This window comes from Pseudomonas lalkuanensis (genome assembly GCF_008807375.1).
In the GTDB taxonomy this organism is placed as follows: domain Bacteria; phylum Pseudomonadota; class Gammaproteobacteria; order Pseudomonadales; family Pseudomonadaceae; genus Metapseudomonas; species Metapseudomonas lalkuanensis.
In genome coordinates this window covers 1,676,782-1,692,253 of sequence record NZ_CP043311.1, presented here as the reverse complement: position 1 = coordinate 1,692,253, position 15,472 = coordinate 1,676,782, and the positions used below count along the sequence as shown (strand labels likewise).

Below are 15,472 nucleotides of genomic sequence, written 5' to 3'. Positions count from 1 at the left end.
CTCCCTAGCGTTCATTGTTTCTCGGCTAAGGCTGCAACGCCCTCACGGTGCAGCTGTCCGCAATGCGAAACAATTTCTTACATACCTGACTAAAGATTCGCCAAAAAACACTGTCAAGCGTACGTCATTCCGACCAAATTCAGCCATTTACATCAATTAAGTCGTTGTTTTTAATTGATTTAATTATGAAATATGCCCTTACAAAGACAATTCCAAGAGGCACTCCGGGGCCATCCCCACCCATTTCGGGGCCATCCACATTCGCTGAAACCCCCATTCCAGAGCACTTCGCAACTGACGTTTCCGTTAATCCGCTGTTTGCCACCGCCCGGAAGAGCCGGGCCTAAACTTGCAAAATCCGCGATTTCATGAGTCAAAAAACCGTGCTTTGCCTGATCCGGGACTCGGCGCACCTATCACCGGGTCGGCCCCACACGCGCACCGATCTCGGGATCAGCATCGCGCCTCGCTGATCATCAGCGCGCGCGACCTGGGGACGGTGGACTCAGGCCAGGCGAACACCGGGGGTGCGATGGGCGACTTCCAGTTCGCCAATCTTCTCCAGCCGCGCCCTCACGATATTGCGGCTGATGCCCAGCAGGCGGGCGGTCTGCAACTGGTTGCCGTGGCAGAAGCGGTAGGCGGTGCGGAACAGGCGTTCCTCGATGCGTTCGTAGAGGTCCGGCTGGTTCTCCTCGAACAGTGCCTCCAGCGCCGCCTCCAGGCCCACGGGCTGGAGCGGCTGGTCCTGGCGGAGGGAGGCCGGGCGAATGTCCACCAGGTGCAGGTCGGCCGGTTGTACCTGGCGATTGCGGCACACCAGCAGTGCGTGGTGGATGGCGTTTTCCAGCTCACGAATGTTGCCCGGCCAGCCATGGGCCAGCAGCTTGCGCTCGGCCTCCGGGCTCAGGCTCGCCGGCGTGTAGCCCAGGCGCCGGCAATGCTCCTCGAGGAAGAATGCCGCCAGGGGCAGGATGTCGCCCTTGCGCTCGCGCAGCGGCGGCAACTGGATCTTGGCCACGTGCAGCCGGTAGAAGAGGTCCTCGCGGAAATGTCCGGCGATGACGGCATCCGCCAGGTTGACGTTGGTCGCCGCCACCAGGCGCACATCGATGGGAATGGGTGTGCGTGAGCCAAGCCGCACCACCTCCCGCTCCTGCAACACCCGCAACAGCTTGACCTGCATGTTCAGCGGCAGGTCACCAATCTCGTCGAGGAACAGCGTGCCGCCGTTGGCCGCTTCGAACCAGCCGGCCTTGCTCTGCGTGGCGCCAGTGAAGGCACCCTTCTCGTGGCCGAAGAGCTCGCTCTCCACCAGGGTTTCCGCGAAGGCGCCACAGTTCACCGCCACGAACGGACCACCGCAGCGGCGACTGAGATCGTGGATATGCCGGGCCACCAGTTCCTTGCCGGTGCCGGTTTCCCCGACGATCAGGGCGTTGGCCTCGCTGGGCGCCAGGCGTTCGATGCGGCCCAGCAGGTCACGGGAGGCCGGGTCTTCGAAAACCAGCACGGTGGCCCGTACGGACTTGGTCAATTCACGGGCATTGGGGAGGGTAAGCAGAGACATGGTGCATTCCTGGCATCCGAAAGCGCAGAGGGATGATGCCCGATGCCCATATAGATAAAAAAATTATCTATTCGCATTTATATATTCTTATTAAGAATATGAAGACATGACACGCCGCCGACGCAAGTGTTGCCACGGCAACACTTGAGCAACACAACTGCTGCACATCAGCCAGGCAACATCCGGAAAATATCGTCGAACTGCCCTGATTCCGCACACTTTCCGCCTTGGTACGCCCCTTGCTCTGTCCTGCTGCACACCCAGCAACATCACAAGGGAAACCCCATGAGCAAGCCGATAAAGGTGGTCGCTGTCACCGGCAGCACCTTCCGTCCTTCCCGCACCCTGGTGCTGACCCAGGCCATCGTTGCCGAACTGGGCCAGCACCTGCCCATCCAGAGCCACCTCATCGAGCTGGGCGACATCGCCCGCGCAGTCGGCGGCGCCCTGTCCCGCAAGGAGCTGCCAGAAACCGTCGAGCATGAACTGCGTGCCATCGAGAGTGCCGACCTGCTGGTGGTGGCCGCCCCGGTCTATCGCGGCACCTACCCGGGCCAGTTCAAGCACCTGTTCGACCTGATCGACCAGAACGCGCTGATCGACACCCCGGTGCTGCTCGCCGCCACCGGTGGCAGCGAGCGCCATGCGCTGGTCCTCGATCACCAGCTGCGCCCGCTGTTCAGCTTCTTCCAGTCGCTGACCCTGCCCATCGGCGTCTACGCCTCCGAGTCCGACTTCGACAACTACCAGATCAGCAGTGAGGCGCTGAAAGCCCGCATCCGGCTCGCCGCCGAACGCGCCGCCCCATTGTTCGCCGGCAATGCCGCCGAACTGTTGAAGATTGCCTGAAGGACCCGACATGAACGTTTTCTGGTTCCTCCCCACCCACGGCGATGGTCATTTCCTTGGCACCAGCCAGGGCGCCCGGCCAGTCTCCCTGCCTTACCTCAAGCAGGTGGCGCAGGCCGCCGACAGCCTCGGCTACTTTGGCGTGCTGATCCCCACCGGCCGCTCCTGCGAGGATTCCTGGGTGGTGGCCTCGGCCCTGGCACCGCTGACCGAACGCCTGCGCTACCTGGTGGCGATCCGTCCGGGGATCATCTCCCCCACCGTTTCCGCGCGCATGGCCGCGACCCTCGACCGTCTCTCCGGCGGCCGTCTGCTGATCAACGTGGTCACCGGCGGCGACCCCGACGAGAACCGCGGCGACGGCATCCACCTGAGCCACGCCGAGCGCTATGAAGTCACCGACGAATTCCTGCGCATCTGGCGTCGCGTCTTGCAAGGCGAGTCCGTCGACTTCGAGGGCAAACACATCCAGGTGGAGAACGCCAAGGCGCTCTATCCGCCGCTCCAGAAGCCCTACCCGCCACTGTACTTCGGCGGTTCTTCCGACGCGGCCCATGACCTGGCCGCCGAGCAGGTGGACGTCTACCTCACCTGGGGCGAACCGCCGGCGGCGGTGGCGAAGAAGATCGCCGACGTACGCGAACGCGCCGCCCGCCACGGCCGCACCGTGAAATTCGGCATCCGCCTGCACGTGATCGTGCGCGAGACGGCGGAAGAAGCCTGGCGCGCCGCCGGCAAGCTGATCGAGCACATCTCCGACGACACCATCGCCGCCGCCCAGAAATCCTTCGCCCGTTTCGATTCCGAAGGCCAGCGGCGCATGGCCGCGCTGCACGGCGGACGCCGTGACAACCTGGAAATCGCCCCCAACCTCTGGGCCGGCGTCGGCCTGGTCCGTGGTGGCGCCGGCACCGCCCTGGTGGGCGACCCGCAGCAGGTCGCGACGCGGATCAGGGAATACGCCGACCTCGGCATCGAGAGCTTCATCTTCTCCGGCTACCCGCATCTGGAGGAAGCCTACCGCTTCGCCGAACTGGTGTTCCCGCTGCTGCCCGAGCCCTACGCCAGCCTGGCCGGTCGCGGTGTCACCAACCTCACCGGCCCCTTTGGCGAAATGATCGCCAACGACGTATTGCCCAAGGCCGCCGCGAGCTGAGCCTGCACGCCCCTTCTCGCCAAGGGGCGTCCCAACCGGAAACTCACCTGAGAGGTATCCCGCGTGAATGCCCTGCAGCATCTCCCTCCCCCCTCGCCGCTGGAAATCGCCCGCGAGCTGGCGGCCGGTTTCGCCGAAACGGCCGCCGAACGCGACGCCCGCGGCGGGACGCCCAAGGCCGAGCGCGATGCCATCCGCCAGAGCGGCCTGCTGTCGCTGATCATTCCCGAGCAATACGGCGGTCTTGGACAGGACTGGCAGGCCACCCTGGACGTGGTACGCGAATTCGCCCGCGTGGACAGCTCCATCGCCCACGTTTTCGCCTTCCAGCACCTGATGCTCGCGACCGTGCGGCTGTTCTCCCGTCCCGAGCAATGGCAGCCGTGGTTCCAGCTCACCGCACGCAGCCGCTGGTTCTGGGGCAACGCGCTGAACCCGCTGGATACCCGCACGACGGTGAAGCGGTTCGACGGCTGGCGGGAATTCTCCGGCAAGAAGAGCTTCTGCTCCGGCGCCCTCGATTCACAGATGCTGATCGCCTCCGGCCTGGACGAAGAAACCGGCAAGCTGCTGATCGCTGCCATCCCCACGGCCCGCAGCGGCATCAGCCTGGCGGATGACTGGGACAACATCGGCCAGCGCCAGACCGACAGCGGCAGCGCCATCTTCGAACGGGTGCGGGTCGAGGAGAACGAACTGCTGCTGGATCCGGGCCCACTGAGCACGCCCTTCGCCTGTCTGCGCCCGCTGATCGCCCAGCTGATCTTCACCCACATCTACCTGGGTATCGCCGAAGGCTCCTTCGCGGAGGCCCGCGCCTACACCCTCAAGGAAGCCCGCCCCTGGTTCAAATCACCGGCCAGCCACATTGGTGAAGACCCCTACGTGCTGGCCCATTACGGCGAGTTCTGGGTTGGCCTGGAAGGCGTCCGTGCCCTGGTGCAGCGCGCCACCGCCCTGCTGGACGAGGCCTGGAACCAGGGCCCTGACCTCGGCGAGGCCCAGCGCGGCGAACTGGCCCTGGCCATCGCCACCGCCAAGGTAGCAGCCACCCGCACCGGCCTTGACCTGTGCAGCCGCCTGTTCGAGGTGACCGGCGCGCGCTCCACCCATGCCGCCCTACGCCTGGACCGCCACTGGCGCAACCTGCGCACCCAGACCCTGCACGACCCGGTGGACTACAAGGTCCGCGAACTGGGCGAGTGGGCCCTCAACCAGACCCTGCCGAAGCCGACCTTCTACTCATGAAAGCACCGCGCCAATCCCCTTCCGGCCTGCTCACGCTGCCCCCTTCCCCGGCCCTGGCCACATCCGTGCGCGCCACTGCCCAGGTGTTCGAAGACCCCAAGTCCCAGGCGCTGCTGGCGCACCTGCAGCAGGTGGCGCCGAGCGAGGCCAGCGTGCTGATCATCGGCGAGACCGGTACCGGCAAGGAGCTGGTGGCGCGCCATGTGCACACCCTCAGCAGTCGCCGTGACGGTCCCTTCGTGGCGGTCAACTGCGGGGCCTTTTCCGAGTCCCTGGTGGAAGCCGAACTGTTCGGCCATGAGAAAGGCGCCTTCACCGGCGCGCTGGCGGCCAAGGCCGGCTGGTTCGAAGCGGCCAACGGCGGCACCCTGTTCCTCGATGAAATCGGCGACCTGCCCATGCCCATCCAGGTCAAGCTGCTGCGGGTGCTGCAGGAGCGGGAGGTTGTGCGCCTGGGTTCGCGCAAGAGCATCCCCATCGACGTGCGGGTGCTGGCCGCCACCAACGTGCAGCTGGAGAAGGCCATCAATGCCGGACATTTTCGCGAGGACCTCTACTACCGGCTCAACGTCGTCAGCCTGGAACTCAGCCCCCTGCGCGAACGTCCCGGCGACATCCTGCCGCTGACCCGGCACTTCATCGACGAATACAGCCGCCGACTCGGCTACGGCCGCAGCGAACTCAGCGCCGAAGCCGAGCACAAGCTGCGCGGCTATTCCTGGCCGGGCAACATCCGCGAGCTGGAGAACGTCATCCACCACACCCTGCTGATCTGCCGCGACGGCCTGATCCAGGCCGCCGACCTGCACTTGTCGAACCTGCGTATCGACCGCCCGGAGGAACCCCGTGCCCACGAAGGTGGCGCCGAAGCGCAATTGCAGCAGGCCTTCCAGCGCCTGTTCGCGGAGCAGGCCGACAACCTGCATCAGAAGGTGGAAGACGCCCTGCTCCGCGCGGCCTACCGCCACTGCCACTACAACCAGGTGCACACGGCCAACCTGCTCGGTCTCAGCCGCAACGTCACCCGCAGTCGCCTGATCGCCATCGGCGAACTGGTGGTGAGCCGGCGCGGCGTGCAGCGCATCGACGGCCAGCGCGAGGTGCAGCTATCGGTGTGATGGCTCAGCTCGACCGCAATCCCTGAGTGGGCAACGCCGCGGGACCGCAGCATTCGCCTGTCTCCGGCGAAGAATCGTCGGTGGCGCTGACCTGTCGTCCCTCGGCATCCAGGCCGACGACGCCCACCACCCGGTAGCAGTCGACATCATCTTCCAGCGGAATGGCGAACAGCCGCACCGTTTCATCCAGGGCGAAGTGGTGCACTTCCTCGCCTACCGCAACACCATCGCGATAGGCCTGCAGGTACAGCTCGGCGGCCACCGCGTCGCCTTCTTCGGCACGGCTGAGGACACCGACCAGGCTGTCCTTGTCGTCCACCACCTGCAGCCAGTGCCCCCGCAGATGCACCTCGGCCGCCCGCACCGGGGCGGCGGCCAGCCCCAGCAGGCAGCAGATCACCAATGCCCGCAGCGGATATCCCATCAGCGGCTGCTCAACTGGCTGTAGTCTTCCGGCGTCGGCAGGCCAAGCCATTCCTGCCAGCGCTGCAGGTCGCCACGGGCACTTTCGAACAGGGCGCTGGCCTTCATCTTGTCCAGGGAGCTCACGCACTCTTCCAGCGGTGCCTCCTCGCGCAGGCAGGGGTTGCCCGGCGGCAGCTGGGTGCCTGCCAGGTACGACACCAGGAAGTAGCTGGCCGCGTTATCGGTGGGGAAGATGTGCCGACCGCCGGTGCGCAACCAGCCGCGCAGGGCTTCGGTCAGGTTGTCGGCATAGGCCTTGGCGTCGGGGGTGAAGTCGACCTCGGTGCAGTCCTTCAGGTAGAGGTTGCTCGCGGTTTCATCGCTGACCTTGCCGTACACGGTGCAATAGAGGTCGACGTATTTCCCCTCGACCACCGGCTCGGAGAATTTCTTCGGATCGCTATGGAGTTCCGCCTGCACGTTGAACATTTCGTTGGCGCCGGGCAGCTCCAGGATCACGTCATCGGCATAGTCGATGCGAACGGCCAGGACTTCACCGGTGACGATGAGCTTGCGCCCCCTGAAGAAGGGATCGACCGCCTCGTCGTCGCCTTCATACAGCCGCGCCAGCTTCGAACTGGGCATGCGCTCCACCGGGTTGACCATCGACAGCGCGTTCAACGCCGACTTCCCCCCGGCCAGGGCCACCAGGTAATCCTGCTCCATGATGTGGCGAAAGAAGTTCAGGGCACCCGGGTCCACCTGCGGGTGATCGCCGGCATCCCGCTTCGGCAGGACATCGCCAGATTCGGCCTGGAGCGCGGGAGCGGGCGCCTTGATCAAATCCTTGGCGGTGGTGCTGATGTGCACGCCGAGGAGAAACAGCGGCACCGCGAGAATGGCCACGGCGACGCTGCTGCCGGATTTCCCGGTGAGGCTTTCAATCGCGCGCCAGGACGCGGGGCACAGCCAGATCGCACCGGACAGCATCAGCAATCCGCCGATGATGGAACTGCCCATGACCCCGAAAGACGCGGCAACCAGGACCGAACAGACGATCCAGCAGATCAGCCGGATGACAGGTACGAACTTCATTCAATGCCCCTTCTCGTAGCAAGACTGGTCCCGGATGTTCCCGGAAGGCCGTGGCCCTCCCCGGGTCATCGACCTCGGGACAGCAGGATTCTTGGAGGGGGAAGGCGGAAATCAAAATCAGCAATCTTCATTTCCCGTCAGCAATGCGCGGCCTGCGGATTCCGGGGATTGAAGGGTATGTCTGCGTTAGTGGTTGCGACGTTGGAGGGGGCTAGCTATCAGGGCATTCGCGCTAGCCTGCTCCCCCTCACCCCCGGCCCTTCTCCCTGAAAAGGAGAGGGGTGACTCGCGCCGGCGAGGGACAAATAATCCTGAAGCAACCAGCAGTCTGAAACCGGACAGAGGCGGTGAGGCGGCGACTCCGCCCTTTCAGGAGGCCGAGCGGAATCGTTGTGGAGGGGGATGAGCGGCATGGATGCCGCGAGAGGCGTGTGGGGCCATGGATGGCCCCTCTCGCCGTGCCCCCGGAACAACGATGGAGGGAGGGCACCCCGGCGAAGCCGGGGCCGGATGCAGGGGCAAGCGCTTTTGGTTACTTTTCTGGCGTTTGAGAAAAGTGACTCGCCGGGAGGCGAAACCAAAAACATCCACAAAAATCGACAGGCAGCCTGGCTCAGAACCATCCAGCAACACCAAGCTCCAGCGCCTTCCCCCGAACAGCAATGACCATTTTTGATTCGCATCAGGCGCGGAGCGGCTTCGACAATCGGCGGTGTGACAACTTCAGTGGAGCGTTTGAAATGCTGGTCCTGTGTCGAAACGTCGGGGAATCCCTGGTCATCCAGCAGACGCCGGAGACCCTCACTCGCATCAAGGTCATTCGCACGGAGCGGCCCACAGTCATCCTGAGCGTGGAAACCCGAACCCTGGATGGAAAGCTCATGAAGCGGACCGAGCTGCACCTGCCGGAAACCGCCTGACAGGGACCGGCGTCGGAGAGCGGTCCGTGCGTGGCCGCCACTCCGCCCCGGCCTGGAACTCAGCGGTTGAGACAACGGACGTTGTCGATCTCGCGGGCGTAATAGCAGATCACCCGGTCATCGGACACCGGCAGGAATTCCAGGCGCAATGTCGCCCCTGTCGCCAGGCCGTACTGCCGTCCGAAGAACACGTCGGGAATCTCACTCAGCTGTTGCATCGGCTTGGCACGACTGGTCTGGGCCTTCTGCAGCTCGAGTTCCAGGCTGCGGGGACCGACATGAACGACATCCGCCAGCAGGGACGCGTAGTTCACCTCCGAGCCGACCCGCTCCATGGCGGCGAAGCTCAGTACATCGCCGATGATGACCCGCTCTTCCGAACGTATCAGGGTGCCATCATTGAGCACGATACGATTCGCGCCATGGTAGGAAACCCCTCGCGAATAGGCCGCGTGATCGATCAGCAGTCCAGCCACCGCGAGCAGGGCAAGGCCACCGAGGATGAAGGCGTGCTTGTAGCGGCGCAGCATCATGGCCAGCCCCTCATGCAGCGACGGACCATCTCCAGTTGCAGGTTGGCCATCGGGTTATCCTCCAGAAAGATCAGGTTCTCCGTCGCACCATCGGTGCGGACGCAACTGACGTCGTAGAGACGGTTGGAACGGTTGATCCAGACATGCCCGGCCAGCCCGTCCTCGCGTGCGTCCAGTGCCGGCTTGAATGCCTCGCGGATGCGGGCGATCTCCTCGGCACTGTCGCCGACGAAGTGGAAGGTCGTCGGCCCCGCCGCCACATCCTCGATCACCAGGTCCGAGGCGGCGCCATCGAATACGCCCAGGCGATACAGCGCCACCAGGGCCAGCAGGCAGCACATCGCCCCATAGGCCGGCACCAGCAGCTTCGGTGAGCGCAGCAGGCGCGCCAGCCGACTTTCGCGAACGGTGGTCGGCGCAGCCGCCGCAGGTACAGCGTCCACCTGCTCGTTCGCGGTCGGCGCGTCGGCAATGGCCGCCGCGCACGCGAGCGTGGATTCGTCCACCACGTACTGCGCGTTGAACCGATAGCCCCGGCGCGGGACCGTCTGCAGCAGTTCGTGGTCGGTGCCGTCTTCGATCAGATTGCGCAGGGTGAATATCGCCTGGTTGAGACTTCCCGCAGCAACGACGCGATTGTCCCAGGCGTATTCCATTATTTCGTTGCGACTGCGGGTTTCCCCGGGACTATCCAGCAGAAGTTGCAACAGGCGTGATTCCGAATAAGACAAGGTCACCGCGCGCGGGTCGCCCGAAGTCAAACTTATATGCAACTGATTATTTGCGGCATCGAATACTGCAGTGCCGCCACTTTTCAGCAGGAACTTGAACTGGCTTTTCATGAAAGTTTTCTGAGCTTATTGATTTCATTACCCGCAAGAGAGGTTTCCAATTCTCTCGCACATCGACTTACAGCTGCACGCCCCACGGCATAAATAACGATTTTTGATTCTTGTTTTTCGCGCCCCTGCCTCAAAGTGCTGGGGCGCCGGAAAAGGCGCGGCAGCGCGGCGTTGCAGTTCTCCTCCCCTCCTGGCGGCACGCCGCGCTGCCACTTTCGAAGCCGGTACCCGCGAGCCTTTGCCGGTCCCTGGCGCGCGCAGTCCGACGCGTCTTCAACAGGAATCCCCATGCATTTCAAAGAACTTTCCATCCTTGCGCTTTCGACGGCGCTGTTCGGTTGTTCAATGGCGCCGAGCATCGACCCCTCGATAGTTTCCGGACAACAGACAGACGTGCTGCTGAAAGTCATCGAACGGGATGACGGCACCATCGCCTGGAAAAAATACCCGGCACCCTTTTCCAGCAACCATGACATGGCAGTTTTCATCGACTTGCCCAAAACCTCCTCATTCGCCGGCAGCGACTCGAAACTCGGCGCGTCCGATGCGGATATCAACAAACTGCTCCTGCACTTCCGTGGCCAACTGGAACGGCAACTGACTTCCGCCGGCTACCGCCTGGTGCCGCGACCCACGCCAGGAGCGCTGTCGCTGCGCGTGTCGATCAGCGACCTCGAACGCACCCCGCGCGATCCGAGCGTGATGGAGTACATCCCCATCGGCTTCCTGGTGGGCCTCTCCCTGCACGCCACCGGCGTACGCGACGAAACCCTCTACGTGTTCTTCGACAGCGAGGTCCGTGACGGCCTGACCGGCGAAACCCTCGGCCGTGCCGTCGACCGGGCCAAGGGCCGCAACCTCGGGCAGTCCGACAAGCCCGTGGTCGAGGACATCTACCCCGCCATGGACGCCGCGGTGCTGCGCATCCGTGAGCGCCTGGACCGCGAATTCCAGCGCAAGGGATCGGCCTGATCCCCCCTTTTCCATTCCAACCAACCGACCATGCAGGACTACAGATGAAATTCGGCAAACAACTTGCGGCCGCCTTCTTCGCCCTCAGCACCCTCAACGCCGTCGCGGATGACCGCGGCTTCTACGTAGGTGGCGGCGTGACCAAGGTAGAAACCGACGAGCACAGCCTCGGTGACGACGACAACGCCTACAAGGCCTACATCGGCTACCGCCTGAACCCCTACCTGGCCTTCGAAGGCGCCTGGGTCGACCTCGGTAGCTTCGAGGGCGAGCGTGGCGACTTCGACGGCCACTCCGTACAGGCCGCCGCCCACTTCGGCGTGCCGGTGGGTGACCGTCTGCGCCTGTTCGCCAGCGCCGGCGTCCATGCCTGGGATGCCGACGCGGACGTCGCCGGCGACAGCAACGACCTGGACCTGACCTACGGCCTCGGCGTCGAGCTGGATGTGTTCCGCAACGTCGGCGTGCGCCTGGAACAGGAAGTGCTGAAGGTCGGCGACATCGAACTCGACCAGACCAGCGCCAGCGCCTACCTGCTTTTCTGACGCCCTTCGCGGCCCCTGCCCCCGGCAGCGGGCCGCGCCCTCCTCAGATCCCTTCCAGCCTGCCCAGCATCCCTTCCGGCTGCGATTCCTCCCGGTCCCGGGCGAACTTGTAGGCGATGTAGTACTTGTACACGTTGCTCACATAGTCGATGGGCTCTCGGCCCACTTCCCTCGCCACCACCGCCTCGACATGGCCGAACCAACGGTCCGGATCCAGGCCGCTTTCCCGCGCCATGCGCCGGGCCTTCTGCAGGTTGCCCGGCCCGGCGTTGTATGCCGCCAGCAGCATGAACATGCGATCGTCCGCATCGAGCGCCGGATCGTCGAGATAGGTGTCGGCGATAAAACGCAGGTACTTGCTGGCCGCCTCGACGTTCCGTTCCGCGCTGCTGCGCACGCCCGCCACCCGCACATTGGGATCGGCCGCGGTGCTCGGCAGTACCTGCATCACCCCCACCGCGCCCTGGCTGCTGCGCGCACGCTGGTTGAAGCGGGACTCATGGAAGGCCTGGGCCATCAGCATCAGCGGGTCCAGGTCGTAACGGCCGGCGGATGCGATGAAGGCCCGGTTGAGCTGGCGAAAACGGCGCAGCTCCTCGGCCGATGCCGGTTCGCCGAGAAAGCGTCCCGGATCGCGTCTGCCATCGCGCAGATCCCGTCCGAGGCGGCTGCCGCGATCCTGCTCGGCGAGGAATTCCGCCAGCACCGCGTGCAGCTCGGGGTTGTTCTGGCGCACCGCCCAGGCGTAGTGGCCGCCCCAGTCGAGGTCCACGGGCCGCTGAATTGCGATCCGCCCCAGGGTCGGCTGCCAGGCCTCGGCCACACGGCGATCCACAACGACGGCGGCATGGACGCCGGCATTCACCAGCGCCAGGAGTTCCTCGGGCTCGGTACCTTCGGCCAGAGGCACCACGCGGATCGGCGCCAGACCGCGTGCGATGAAGGTCCGGTTCAGCGCCAGCAGTTCCCAGAAATCATTGCCGAGCGCGGGTACTGCCACTTCCTTGCCGGACAGGTCATCGAGGCTGCCGATCGGCTCGCCAGACGGGCCGCTCACCAGCACCGGATCGGCGCGGAACGAACCAGGGGCGGTGACCACCTGCCCACCGAAGCGCGCGGTCTCCCCTTCCACCAGCCCGCCCGCGGCGATATCGCCGACACCCCGGACCAGGCTCGGCAACAACTGCTCGCGGCTTACCGGTATGAACATCACATGCCAGCGGCGCTTGCCGGCCTGGCGCGGGTAGCGCTGGTTCAGCCAGCGTTCGAAGGCAAGGCCCACCTCATGGCTAACGCCCTTCTGGCGGCCCTGGTCGATGTGGAAAAAGGTTCGGCTATAGGGCACCAGGATGCGGATGGTGCGGCGCTCGCGGAGGCAATCGAAGTCGTCGGTGCGATCCGGTGGCGGCTCGGGGGCGAGGATGGGCAGCGCAATCCGGGATGCTTCCTGCGGCATCGCATTGGCCAGGGCCATCTGCAACGGCAGCAGGCCCATCGACAAGCCGGCCGGCAGGGCGAGCGATCCCAGTAGAGCGCGCAGCGGTCGGCGCCGTGTTCGAGTTCCCATCGGGGTTCCTGTCATCTGGTTCGTGGCGCATAGCGCTCCGCCCCCTGACCGAACGAATCGGCTTGGGACCGGCGATGCACGCAAGGCAAGGTTCAGCGCCCGTGTGTCGGGTCAGTATTTTTCTTCGATGTAACGGAAGGGATAGTCGGGCGACTGGTAGGCCCCCAGCTTGCCGCGCTTCGGCAGCCTGGCGTCCTTCTCATCGCGGACTTCCCGGTAGGGCACCTGGGCCAGGATGTGGCGGATGACATTGAGACGAACCCGGCGCTTGTCCTCGGAGCGGGCGATGTGCCAGGGCGCCCAGGACGTATCGGTGGCGATGAACATTTCGTCGCGGGCGCGGGTGTATTCATCCCAGCGGCCGAAGGAACGGATGTCCATCGGCGACAGCTTCCAGGTCTTGCGACCGTCGTTGATGCGATCCTCGAGGCGGCGCTGCTGTTCCTCCGGGCTGACTTCCAGCCAGTACTTCAGGAGGATGATTCCCGACTCGACCACCGCGCGCTCGAACAGGGGCGTGAAAGCGAAGAACTTCTCCACGTCCTTTTTGCTACAGAACCCCATGACCCGTTCGACACCGGCGCGGTTGTACCAACTGCGGTCGAAGATCACGACCTCCCCGCCCGCGGGGAAATGGCTTATGTAGCGCTGCACGTACATCTGCGACTTCTCCCGCTCGGTGGGCGTCGGCAACGCGACGCTGCGGAAGATGCGCGAACTGGTGCGTTCGGTCAGGGCCTTGATCACCCCGCCCTTGCCCGCCCCGTCCCGCCCTTCGAAGACGATACAGATACGCATGCCTTGCTGGACGACCCAGCGCTGCAGCTTCACTAGTTCGACATGCAGTCGCTTCAGCTCCGCCTCGTATTCCTTGCGCGGCATCCTGGGCGCTTTGCTCGATTCCCTGGATTTGTCGGATTTCCCGGTCATACATCCCTCTCTCTTCCAGACATCCGGATTCCGCACGGCGGAATCCACTCGTTTGTCCGGACACGCTCGGATACTCCCTGTGACCGTCCCGCATCCGGCCGGCGGAAACGTCCCGCCAGTCCTTGAAACCGGGGGGCGGCACAACGTTGCGCCGCCCAAGCCGGATTTCCCGCAGCCCAAAAAATCACCTGCCCGTCGCCCTGGTGCCAACAGGGGCTACGAGGCGAAAGGCAGGTGCAACGCTCAATGGAAGGGGAAGATGTAGTTCATCCAGGCCGCCATGCGCAGGAGGATCTTGCGCATCACCGCCACATGGTGGAAATGCTCGCTGTAGAGCGCCGCCTGGCCGTAGGCGCCGCCGGGCATCAGGGCCGCGTACCGGGCGTAGTCCGGGTCGGTGATCTCGACGATCACCGGCACCCGGCCCGGAGGCGGCGAACCGGTGAAGCTGAGCAGGTTGCCGGAGGGCTGCACCTGGCCTTCGCCGATTACCGAAATCACCTGCTTCACCTTGCCCTTGAACACCTGGCCCGGGATGCCGTCGAAAGCCACTTCCGCCTCGTCGCCGGGGGTCAGGCGCAACTGGCTGTTCTGGCGCATCCAGGCAGCGATGTAGTGCCCTTCGTCCGGGATGAACACCATGGACGGACGCAGCGGCATCCGCGTGGCCATCATTCCCGGGCGCAGCGACACATGGGTCACGAAGCCCTTGCTCGGCGCGCGCACCACGGTGTGGTCCAGGTCGAACTGGGCGATGTTCAGCTGCGCCTGCAGGTCGTCCACCCGTGCAGTGGTGAGGTCCACATCGCGGCGGTTGCCGACATTGCGCGCGGCCAGCTCACGGGCGCGGGACTGGTCGGCGCGGGCCGACACCAGCTGCGCCTTGATGGATTTGACCTTGTTCTCGAACGGCGTCGGGTCGATGCGGAACAGCACGTCGCCCTTCTGCAGGGGCTGGTTGGCCTTGACCGGCACCTCCACCACCTGGCCGCTGACCGTCGGGATCACCGGGGTCGACACGAAGTAGCTGCGCGCCACTTCCGAGTATGGGTGGTTGTAGTTCATCAGGAAGATCAGCGTCCCGATCAGCACCACGCCACCCAGCGCGGCGGTAGGCACCGACCACTTGTTCAGCGGGATCTTGAAGATCTTGAAGATGGCGACGCAGATGGCCGTGTAGGTGAGGATCAGCAACAGGTCCATGTCAGGCCTCCTCTACCGCGTGGGCCGAGCGGGACGCGCGCTGCCCTTCGAGGCGTTCGAGGCGCTGGCGCATCTCGGCCAGTTGCTGCTCCAGCTCCGCCTTCGGCGTGCTGAAGCCCCAGCCGCGGTCGTCGCGGTACAACATCGCCCAGATCCACAGGAACGGCCAGATCGCATGGAGGGTGAACAGGCTCACCCAGCCAGCGGCGTGGATGGCGTCCTGGTGCGGGTGGTTGCGCCGCCTGGAAATTTCGTAGGGGATGTCGTGGATCACGATGATGCCGTAGAACAGCACGATCACGACGAAGAACAGCACGCCAAGGGCGAAGTAATCGAGAATCCCGTCACTTACCATTTCATCACCTGGTTTTCGGGGGAAGACGTCCGCCTCCGGCTGGCTTGTGCAAGGCACCGGACAGGTTGCGGATTCGTGGCCAGGCCGCCGCGCGCCACGGTTTCCGGGGCACGCGAAAAGGAACCGGTCGGCGACCGGTCCCCACCTGGGTATTTATCGAGGGA

17 protein-coding genes are annotated in these 15,472 nt (G+C 64.6%); 7 read left to right on the top strand and 10 right to left on the bottom strand.

All coding sequences use genetic code 11. The features are described from left to right. Window positions 1–505 precede the first annotated feature (505 nt). Window positions 506–1,570: a sigma-54 interaction domain-containing protein gene (locus FXN65_RS08070; RefSeq protein ID WP_151132567.1), complete on the bottom strand. Its 1,065-nt coding sequence runs from the start codon at window positions 1,568–1,570 to the stop codon at window positions 506–508. A 285-nt stretch (window positions 1,571–1,855) separates the two neighbouring features. Between FXN65_RS08070 and msuE the strand changes: the two genes are divergently transcribed. The 4 genes from msuE to FXN65_RS08050 all read left to right on the top strand — a co-directional run bounded on the left by msuE (window position 1,856) and on the right by FXN65_RS08050 (window position 5,941). Further along, window positions 1,856–2,419 carry an FMN reductase gene (msuE, locus tag FXN65_RS08065; RefSeq protein ID WP_151132566.1) on the top strand — a complete coding sequence of 188 codons (564 nt, stop codon included), beginning with the start codon at window positions 1,856–1,858 and terminating at the stop codon, window positions 2,417–2,419. A 10-nt stretch (window positions 2,420–2,429) separates the two neighbouring features. Next, on the top strand, window positions 2,430–3,575 hold the full coding sequence (gene ssuD, locus FXN65_RS08060) for an FMNH2-dependent alkanesulfonate monooxygenase (protein ID WP_151132565.1): 1,146 nt from the start codon (window positions 2,430–2,432) through the stop codon (window positions 3,573–3,575). A 63-nt stretch (window positions 3,576–3,638) separates the two neighbouring features. Then, complete coding sequence (locus FXN65_RS08055; protein WP_151132564.1) at window positions 3,639–4,823, top strand: acyl-CoA dehydrogenase family protein; 1,185 nt, start codon at window positions 3,639–3,641, stop codon at window positions 4,821–4,823. After that, window positions 4,820–5,941 (top strand): sigma-54 interaction domain-containing protein, encoded by a 1,122-nt coding sequence (locus FXN65_RS08050; protein ID WP_151132563.1) that lies wholly within the window; start codon window positions 4,820–4,822, stop codon window positions 5,939–5,941. Before FXN65_RS08055 ends, FXN65_RS08050 begins: the two co-directional genes overlap by 4 nt. Before the next feature lie 4 nt (window positions 5,942–5,945). Here FXN65_RS08050 and FXN65_RS08045 read toward each other — a convergent pair whose 3' ends face one another. Together FXN65_RS08045 and FXN65_RS08040 are read right to left on the bottom strand one after the other, a co-directional pair. Continuing rightward, window positions 5,946–6,365 carry a hypothetical protein gene (locus FXN65_RS08045; protein ID WP_151132562.1) on the bottom strand — a complete coding sequence of 140 codons (420 nt, stop codon included), beginning with the start codon at window positions 6,363–6,365 and terminating at the stop codon, window positions 5,946–5,948. Continuing rightward, window positions 6,365–7,441 (bottom strand): hypothetical protein, encoded by a 1,077-nt coding sequence (locus FXN65_RS08040; protein WP_151132561.1) that lies wholly within the window; start codon window positions 7,439–7,441, stop codon window positions 6,365–6,367. The genes FXN65_RS08045 and FXN65_RS08040 overlap by 1 nt, the downstream gene beginning before the upstream one ends. A 740-nt stretch (window positions 7,442–8,181) precedes the next feature. Between FXN65_RS08040 and FXN65_RS08035 the strand changes: the two genes are divergently transcribed. Continuing rightward, entirely contained in the window at window positions 8,182–8,361 is a 180-nt protein-coding gene (locus FXN65_RS08035; RefSeq protein ID WP_151132560.1) for a hypothetical protein, read from the top strand. Window positions 8,362–8,420: 59 nt separating this feature from the next. On the opposite strand, the gene FXN65_RS08030 is transcribed toward FXN65_RS08035, so the two are convergent. The 3 genes from FXN65_RS08030 to FXN65_RS28170 are packed head-to-tail and all read right to left on the bottom strand — an operon-like array spanning window position 8,421 to window position 10,212. Then, a complete protein-coding gene (locus FXN65_RS08030) occupies window positions 8,421–8,894 on the bottom strand; it encodes a hypothetical protein (RefSeq protein ID WP_151132559.1) in 474 nt (157 codons plus the stop codon). Then, window positions 8,891–9,736 carry a winged helix-turn-helix domain-containing protein gene (locus FXN65_RS08025; RefSeq protein ID WP_151132558.1) on the bottom strand — a complete coding sequence of 282 codons (846 nt, stop codon included), beginning with the start codon at window positions 9,734–9,736 and terminating at the stop codon, window positions 8,891–8,893. The genes FXN65_RS08030 and FXN65_RS08025 overlap by 4 nt, the downstream gene beginning before the upstream one ends. Further along, complete coding sequence (locus FXN65_RS28170; RefSeq protein ID WP_244620715.1) at window positions 9,733–10,212, bottom strand: hypothetical protein; 480 nt, start codon at window positions 10,210–10,212, stop codon at window positions 9,733–9,735. The genes FXN65_RS08025 and FXN65_RS28170 overlap by 4 nt, the downstream gene beginning before the upstream one ends. Between FXN65_RS28170 and FXN65_RS08020 the strand changes: the two genes are divergently transcribed. Both FXN65_RS08020 and FXN65_RS08015 read left to right on the top strand, forming a co-directional pair. Then, complete coding sequence (locus FXN65_RS08020) at window positions 10,211–10,708, top strand: DUF3313 family protein (protein ID WP_226283813.1); 498 nt, start codon at window positions 10,211–10,213, stop codon at window positions 10,706–10,708. The genes FXN65_RS28170 and FXN65_RS08020 overlap by 2 nt on opposite strands. Window positions 10,709–10,752: 44 nt before the next feature. Further along, window positions 10,753–11,253 (top strand): outer membrane beta-barrel protein, encoded by a 501-nt coding sequence (locus FXN65_RS08015; RefSeq protein WP_151132556.1) that lies wholly within the window; start codon window positions 10,753–10,755, stop codon window positions 11,251–11,253. A gap of 43 nt (window positions 11,254–11,296) precedes the next feature. On the opposite strand, the gene FXN65_RS08010 is transcribed toward FXN65_RS08015, so the two are convergent. The 4 genes from FXN65_RS08010 to FXN65_RS07995 form a co-directional block, all read right to left on the bottom strand. Continuing rightward, complete coding sequence (locus tag FXN65_RS08010; RefSeq protein ID WP_178119286.1) at window positions 11,297–12,820, bottom strand: MltF family protein; 1,524 nt, start codon at window positions 12,818–12,820, stop codon at window positions 11,297–11,299. Window positions 12,821–12,931: 111 nt separating this feature from the next. Next, complete coding sequence (ppk2, locus tag FXN65_RS08005; protein WP_151132554.1) at window positions 12,932–13,750, bottom strand: polyphosphate kinase 2; 819 nt, start codon at window positions 13,748–13,750, stop codon at window positions 12,932–12,934. Between the two features lie 243 nt (window positions 13,751–13,993). Continuing rightward, entirely contained in the window at window positions 13,994–14,953 is a 960-nt protein-coding gene (locus FXN65_RS08000; protein WP_151132553.1) for an HlyD family secretion protein, read from the bottom strand. 1 nt (window position 14,954) lies between these two features. Beyond that, window positions 14,955–15,293, bottom strand: a complete 339-nt coding sequence (locus FXN65_RS07995; protein ID WP_151138695.1) for a DUF3302 domain-containing protein — start codon at window positions 15,291–15,293, stop codon at window positions 14,955–14,957. Window positions 15,294–15,472: the final 179 nt, after the last annotated feature.